Raw genomic sequence first — 6,970 nt, 5'->3', positions numbered from 1 at the left:
AATTTAAAGAATAATAAAAGATACAATATATAAAATTTGACTTTTATAGGTTTTTTATTCTATTTTGAATTTTTATTCATATTCGTATAAAGAGGCGCTCAATGGACAATAACAATAAAAAAATGGTCATTTGTGGTGGTAACAAAGGCATTGGTCTTGGCATTACCAAACGGTTTTTAGCGGACGGTTATGATGTTGTCGTTGGCACTATTGATGATGACTACACAGACACACTGATCATGCTTAGTAAACTTTACAACCATCAGATCATTCAGTTTCTTCATTGTGATGTTAGCGAAGTCAAGTCAATTAGCCATTTTTACCAACAGGCTCACCACATACTGGGCCGATTTGATGTTGCCATTAATAACGCTGGTGTAATTCGTATATCTAAGTTAGAAGACCTAACTGAACAAGACTGGGACATCACGCTAGATGTGAACACTAAGGGAATGATGTTTTCATGCAAAGAAGTGATCCAGTATATGAGGGAAGATAAGAAAGGTGGGCGGATTATAAACACCGCATCGGGTCAGGCTCGCGATGGCTTCATTTACACACCTCACTATGCCGCTAGCAAATTCGGTGTAATGGGTATGACACAAAGTCTAGCAAAAGAAGTCGCGCAAGATGGTATTACCGTCAATGCTATCTGTCCGGGCATCATTCACACAGATATGTGGGACTATAACGACAGAGTATGGGGTAAACTAATGGGGAATTACCAACCAGGTGAACTCATGGCGACTTGGGTAGAAAACATTCCCATGAAACGAGCTGGCAAGGTAGAAGAAGTCGCCGGTTTAGTAGCCTTTCTAGCAGGGCCTGATGCCGCTTATATAACGGGCCAAGCCATCAATATTGATGGCGGACTCATTATGTCTTAACCCCGTCACTTAGCCCTCTATTTTAGGGGGCTTTTTGCTTAAGGTTTTAGGCTTTTTTTCCCAGCGCAGTTTGATGTCCACTTGTTGGCGATCATCCCCATCTGACGCACTGACTTTTAAGTACAGTAGCCCTTGAGGGCCAAGGGATAAGGTACCTTTATCGTCCGAGAATTCTAATTTACCTTTTCCCAACCCCTTGGAGATGGCTTTTAGTACATCCTGAATATCCTCAGGATCAAGCAAAGCTTCGTGTTTAAATTCGGTTTTTGACTTCATGGTTTATCCATAAATGGCACTTAATTCAGTGGGTTTGAGAACTTTCGCGGTAGGGTAATCACAACTTATGCCTATTAATCCCTGCTTTTTATTGATCAAGGTTGCGCCAATACCAAAGCCTAAGAGCCCTTCTCGCTGGCGAGAATGTTCATCAAGGGTAATATCGGCTTCAATATGAATCAGGCCTTTTTTTATGGCAATTCGTTGACCTTCCTGGCGGTTGATATGGCCTTGTACCACAAAGTGAATTCCCGCTTTGTGAACGGCATTTACACCACGCTCTGTCAAAGGAAGATCCACATCGCGGTATTTTGTTCTAAATGTGTTAGCAATGGAACTATAGTAGAAACCAAAGAGATCCATATGCTTTAAATTGCGATGGAACGCCTTATTGGCATAGGACGTACCATTTTTTAGCAGCAACTCACCCATGGCATCATCTAAACCAGCGTGTAAAAACAAGAAGGAACCACGCTTTTCCACCAAGCGCATTTTACGGAAAAACCAGTTAAACTCGCCTTTTTTATGCAAAAAAAGCTTTTGACACTGTAGTGCAGCAGCATAAACATGTCTTAACGATAACCCCACCGTATGACAGTGTTGTTCAAAGCTGTTGGCCTTGTTGTGCATCTTATGCACTTCTCGCTCAACCCCTTCCGCCGTTAAAATCCCTGCGGCATGGTAAGGAAACTCTTTAAACCACTTATCATCGGGGAACAGGATTTTACGACAGGTATCCTCATCAGGAATCTTCTTATCCCACTTAGTGCCTTCTAAATACTCTTCGAACACTTCTTTAAATAAGGGAACGACCTTTTTACCCATACGAACAAAAAAATGTTGATTACCGATATTATGCTTTGAGCTTTTTAGCGCCAATAACCCCATCAACAAGCGCAAATCGTGGTTCCCTGCCAATAAGGTGACTCGCGCATCCAATTTGTATAAATGCTTAACACTGCGTAAAAGAGATAAGTTGCTTGGCCCTTTATCCAGACAATCGCCACCGATAATGATCTCCGTTTTGCGCCCTGTTTTTGTGAGTTTTAAATGCCGTAAACCTGCTTTTTTTTGCTGCACCACACCAGAGGCGATCAAAGAAGCTTCAAAGGCTGTCGCATCCGCATGGGGATCCGAAATAAACACCACAGGACGCTTTGGCCATTTCAATTTACGCTTACGAAATCTATCTGGCATTTTGCTCGGCTTTCTAGCAATCGAATTACAAGAACTTTTATCTTGCGGCCAAGTGGACCATTCTGTAGGCAATCTGGAAATGATGTCACGGTGCTCGTGACGCTCTGAAATGATGGGCAATAAAGATTTTTTCGGTTTTTTCGTTGTGGTGTTCTCTTCAACAGTTTGCATGTTAGGTTCTCAGTTCGGGGCTATCAATCAGGTACATCTTGAATCTGGCGCTGTTTCCACTCTCCATAAAGTCGGTTTGGCGCTTGATTATCGGCGAATTCCATGACAATCGGATGGCCGTAATGCATGCTAAATCGTTTAATATCGCAAAAATTTATGACATTAAGATGACAAGCGCCATGGCGAAACGCAGCACCATGACCAATAAACAATTTAATGCCAGCTTCGGCCTTTGCATGCCAAGAGCAGATGTGATCCGCCACTCGTTTACCCGCTTGGTTTAATGACTCGGCACCGTCAAAGGGTAAACAATATTCACTGTTAGACTTCCAGTTTTCCGGGGGCAAGTCAAACCTTGGATCCAGTGCCAAAATCCGCTCAATCTCTTTGATCGTCAAATTAGCAACGGCACCAACACTACGCTCGCACAAGCTAAATGTACTGTGAATACGAGGTTCGCCCAGAAAAAAGGGCCGCAGTTCTTCTATATAAAGCCCTCCTGTCTGGAAGGCTCTTAACAAGGTTGAAGTGTCGACTACAGGATTCAGTCTTTGATTCGTCTGGGTTAACCATTGAGCAAAGGCCCGTGCTTGGCGACGTACCTCTTCTTCCCCTTCCGCTGTCAGTGGAAAGGGCTGTAAGGCACTGGGCACATCGGTCAGTTGCTGGTAAGCACCGTGACGAATCAATGCAAATCTTGCTGTCATACTGAATCCATGGAGTCCATAAGAGCAAAGGCTTTATCAAAATCTATTGCCCCTGTTAAACGAAATACTTGTATGCTTTTCAGCGTATCACAGTATGTCTTCACGGAATCACAGGCATATAAATCCGCAAATGCCCCTGATTCGTCCTGATAAAAGGGGCCAGGACGTTTACGCAATCCTTCAATGCTATCCGGCGATCTGTTTAAATCCACACGCTCTAACTGCGTTGGCTGGGTTGAATCTAAAGACCAATCCAACATCACCAAGTTGCTTAACTTGCCAGTTAACTCAACACGGTTCGGACCGTATTTATCTTCAATTTGCACATCATATTTTTCTTCCAACTGCCATAAATCCTGCTTCGTCATGGTCAACAGTTCTTCCTGTCTGTTAGTTGGTAAGATGGGCTTAAGGCGTTCTGAATTCAGTAACGTACCAGGATTCACCCGTGGTAACTTGGCAACTCCTACTGCTTCGACCCCTTCATCCGATGAGCGCATCAAAATACGGTCATTGGTCAAAAACTGACGATTGGCTTTTTCTAAACAACGTAACATCAGTGTAGATTTTCCGCCCCCAGAGCCCGCCGCAATAGCCGTGATGTTTCCATCTACACTGAAAGCCGCCGCATGCCCCAATAAAAAGCCATTACGAAGGTGAAGGTTTAAAAATTGATTGTTAATAAAGTTAATAACCTGCGCTAAATTTGCCTGACAAGGCCCAACCACCACCGGGTTTTCAAGTCGCTGTAGCATAAGCATGCCGGTCTTAAACTTTTTAATCCAACGCCCTGCAAACGCACCTTGTTCAGAGAGGTGGTCTAAATAGCCTTCTTTGCGGCCGCGTTTTCCCACTTCTCTTGGCACATCTTGCCAATCCGCAGCGGTAGCCACTGACTCGTGGTCGACCACATACACATCTATGGCGTGAGCGCCCAGTTTTCCTGCACGATAACTTTTATAATACTCGTTGAGTTCCGTTAAAACAGCACGGTTATTACCATGAACTCTTACTGTTAACACGCCAAATATCAGAATAAGCTGATGCTGACAATTGTCCATCATTGTCTTTAATGTAAGATTATCCAGAGGCCCTTGAGTCATACTTAACTCCCCTTTTGACTGTCTATAGAGCTTAGCACATAGTTGGCATAGGCCTCAGCCGCATCTAAGTGACAGCCATCTAATGCGCCTTTAAAGCCACCAAAAGCCGAGACCTCGAACACCACAGGCCCCTCGTCTGTCAATGCAATATCTACGGTGGTAAAACTCAAATCAAAGCAGGCTTGGGAGCGACGACCCAATTCAATCAACTCGGCATCTGGTTCGAACGGTTCATAACGTCCACCACTGTTGATAGTGGTATTCCAAGCATCAGCATTCCCCACCCGAGCATAGGTACAAAAATACTCGCCACCAATAAACACCATACCCAGATCACGCCCATGCAGATTAAGCGCCTGTTGGATATACAGCAAGGGTTGTGTCTGTTGATACTCTGTTAGCTGAGCACGCACGGTATCATCACTGTCTTCTTCTCGCAGATAGACCATACCTCTCGCTTTCGTCGAATATAAAGGTTTCAAAATAGCGGAGCCAAATTCGCGCACTATCTCAAAGGCCGCCTCAACGGACTCGGTAATGCGTGTCTTCGGCATCGGAATGCCCCCTTGCTCCAATGCCAGCGTACCGCTTAATCGATTGATTAACTTGCCCATGCTCTGGGTTGGGCTGAATACTGGTACACCAAGCGATTCAAGATGAGACAAAATATGAATTCTGTCTTCCGTGGTTGGGGAATAAACTTGGCTGATTTTTTTGATAATCACACCATCCAGTTCCGTCAAATCCAGTCCTTTGCAAAAAACTTTATTCGTATCCAAGTGCAAGGCAATATCTCTTACATCCATAACAGCTCGAAAGCCAGTTTTTGCCTCAAGACGATCTGCTAATACCTCAGTAGACCATTTTCCTGGAATACCAATCACACCAACCTTTAAGTTGCTCAGTTGCTCTGACTTATTCAACATACAATTCCTTAATGGGAAGTTTGAAATTCAGTTCTTGTTCCGTTGTGATTTGCGCCAAATGCTCAAGTAAATAGCGAGCCCGTAAATGCATGCGCGAGGCAAGTTTTTTATCAAAAATAAAACGCGTTGAAGTGGCAAATGAACGAGCTAAGCCCGCCGCCAACCTCAACTCAAAATAGTCATCGTTTTGGCGCTTGGCAAAGCGACGGCCAAAATGGTAAATCTGCATGGCACTTTGCATCATAAGTTCACGGGTGGAGCCACTCAGTACCTGCAAACGATAGATGGACACCATTAAAACAGACAAATCTTGCACATAATCAAAATACGCCGATCGATGAAGATCAATAAAATAAATGCGCTTTTCAACAGAATCGTAAATCACATTATCAACATTAAAATCCCCATGAATCAGCACCGAAAAGTTCACTCGCCAATGGACCTCCTTCTCTTCCACCTCTCGCATTAATGCGGTAAAGCTGGGACGAACTTGCCCGCAGATACGATGTTCTGGCGTGAAAAAGTCTGGATGAACCCGAATACTGTCATCAATTCGTTTGGCCAATTGTTGCATAAAGCGAGCTTGGCAATGTTCTGGTGTATAGGTCGCTTTCCAGATTCGATTGAGGGTTTTAAACAGCACAGAAAGCGCGGTGTTCACCGTCTCTTTACGTTCTTCAAAGGCTTTATCGCTGTCTTTGTAGTGATCAATAAGCAAGGCTTCTAAGGTTTTACCAGGTAAATGTTCGATTAGCAGAGATGAAGAACGACCATTAGAAGTGGTATGTGCCAATACATCGGGAGCAAGCTGAGGATCCACATTGCGCCAGTGCTTCATGCCTTCGACTTCTTCGGCGAGTTTATTGTGATCCCCCTCTTTGTAAACCGCCAGAATGTCTTTACCCGATTCATCTTTATGGGAAATCGCGGCAATAGCACTGCCGGATCGAGTTAACGCTAAACGGCGCACTTTTAAGTCATTCAGACTGTAGTTAAGAGAAGAAACAGAATCACGAAGATGGTCGTAGTTCTGTAAACTGACCACTTGACCCAAATCTGCTTTGATCAAGGATTCACCCACAACGGCTAATTGTTGAATGGCACACTTAAGGGCGTAATTACTCAAAATAGCGGATTTTAATTGTGTGTCGGTCAAGCGATCTTTAGCCGCTAACGTGACATTTTGAATCTCATCGTACATCGCCAATAATCCCTGAGTGCTGCGTCCTAGTTTGATACCAATACGACGCTGGGATTTATCCAAACCGACTTTTACTAGATTAAGAGAGCGATCCATTCGTCGCAGTAATTTACTGCAAGTAAGGGCAGCTGGATGTTCATAATGATCTTCTAATGTCCCTTCCTGAACACAATCCAGATAATGCTGAGCAACCCCCTCAAGAGCAGCGGCAAGGGAACGAACAGCCTCAACTCGAATCGCATAGGCTGTTCCAGGCTTACGCCGTTTGGTCAATTCAGAACATTTTATTTCAATTTTCTCGCGCAGGGTTTGCATATAACCACGACGTGCGTAAATACGGGGAAGCACATCCAGAGACTGGGTTTTAAAAAACTGATCGACGAGGAAATAATGTTTTTCGACTTCATTTAGCAAAAAATAGAGATTCTCTTGGATCACCAAGGGATGAGATGGCATAGCGTCCTACCGTTACAATGTGAAATTAATTATAGCACTAAACTCA

At 43.9% G+C, this 6,970-nt stretch carries 7 protein-coding genes; 1 reads left to right on the top strand and 6 read right to left on the bottom strand.

Features of this window, described 5'->3' with window-relative positions:
• Positions 1-101 precede the first annotated feature (101 nt).
• Positions 102-887, top strand: coding sequence for an SDR family oxidoreductase (locus JHD45_RS12600; protein WP_199476866.1), 786 nt, complete (start codon positions 102-104; stop codon positions 885-887).
• 9 nt (positions 888-896) lie between these two features.
• On the opposite strand, the gene JHD45_RS12595 is transcribed toward JHD45_RS12600, so the two are convergent.
• Genes JHD45_RS12595 through JHD45_RS12570 form a run of 6 tightly spaced genes read right to left on the bottom strand, consistent with a single transcriptional unit; the run spans position 897 to position 6,924 of the window.
• Positions 897-1,163 carry an amphi-Trp domain-containing protein gene (locus tag JHD45_RS12595; protein WP_199476865.1) on the bottom strand — a complete coding sequence of 89 codons (267 nt, stop codon included), beginning with the start codon at positions 1,161-1,163 and terminating at the stop codon, positions 897-899.
• A 3-nt stretch (positions 1,164-1,166) separates the two neighbouring features.
• Positions 1,167-2,531: a metallophosphoesterase gene (locus JHD45_RS12590; RefSeq protein WP_199476864.1), complete on the bottom strand. Its 1,365-nt coding sequence runs from the start codon at positions 2,529-2,531 to the stop codon at positions 1,167-1,169.
• Positions 2,532-2,554: 23 nt separating this feature from the next.
• On the bottom strand, positions 2,555-3,238 hold the full coding sequence (locus JHD45_RS12585; RefSeq protein ID WP_199476863.1) for a histidine phosphatase family protein: 684 nt from the start codon (positions 3,236-3,238) through the stop codon (positions 2,555-2,557).
• Positions 3,235-4,341: an HprK-related kinase B gene (locus tag JHD45_RS12580; protein WP_199476862.1), complete on the bottom strand. Its 1,107-nt coding sequence runs from the start codon at positions 4,339-4,341 to the stop codon at positions 3,235-3,237. The genes JHD45_RS12585 and JHD45_RS12580 overlap by 4 nt, the downstream gene beginning before the upstream one ends.
• Positions 4,342-4,343: 2 nt before the next feature.
• Entirely contained in the window at positions 4,344-5,267 is a 924-nt protein-coding gene (locus JHD45_RS12575; RefSeq protein ID WP_233407799.1) for a GAK system ATP-grasp enzyme, read from the bottom strand.
• Positions 5,257-6,924 (bottom strand): phosphotransferase, encoded by a 1,668-nt coding sequence (locus tag JHD45_RS12570; protein WP_199476861.1) that lies wholly within the window; start codon positions 6,922-6,924, stop codon positions 5,257-5,259. The genes JHD45_RS12575 and JHD45_RS12570 overlap by 11 nt, the downstream gene beginning before the upstream one ends.
• Positions 6,925-6,970: the final 46 nt, after the last annotated feature.

It is taken from the genome of Marinomonas spartinae (genome assembly GCF_016461715.1).
GTDB classification, from domain to species: domain Bacteria; phylum Pseudomonadota; class Gammaproteobacteria; order Pseudomonadales; family Marinomonadaceae; genus Marinomonas; species Marinomonas spartinae_A.
Note: the sequence above shows the minus strand (reverse complement) of the source record. Positions and strands in the feature narration are given on the sequence as shown.

Excerpts from the sequence above, each read along its gene's own strand:
- JHD45_RS12600 (WP_199476866.1), top strand. The coding sequence starts at position 102 with ATGGACAATAACAATAAAAAAATGGTCATTTGTGGTGGTAACAAAGGC.
- JHD45_RS12595 (WP_199476865.1), bottom strand. The coding sequence starts at position 1,163 with ATGAAGTCAAAAACCGAATTTAAACACGAAGCTTTGCTTGATCCTGAG.
- JHD45_RS12590 (WP_199476864.1), bottom strand. The coding sequence starts at position 2,531 with ATGCAAACTGTTGAAGAGAACACCACAACGAAAAAACCGAAAAAATCT.
- JHD45_RS12585 (WP_199476863.1), bottom strand. The coding sequence starts at position 3,238 with ATGACAGCAAGATTTGCATTGATTCGTCACGGTGCTTACCAGCAACTG.
- JHD45_RS12580 (WP_199476862.1), bottom strand. The coding sequence starts at position 4,341 with ATGACTCAAGGGCCTCTGGATAATCTTACATTAAAGACAATGATGGAC.
- JHD45_RS12575 (WP_233407799.1), bottom strand. The coding sequence starts at position 5,267 with ATGTTGAATAAGTCAGAGCAACTGAGCAACTTAAAGGTTGGTGTGATT.
- JHD45_RS12570 (WP_199476861.1), bottom strand. The coding sequence starts at position 6,924 with ATGCCATCTCATCCCTTGGTGATCCAAGAGAATCTCTATTTTTTGCTA.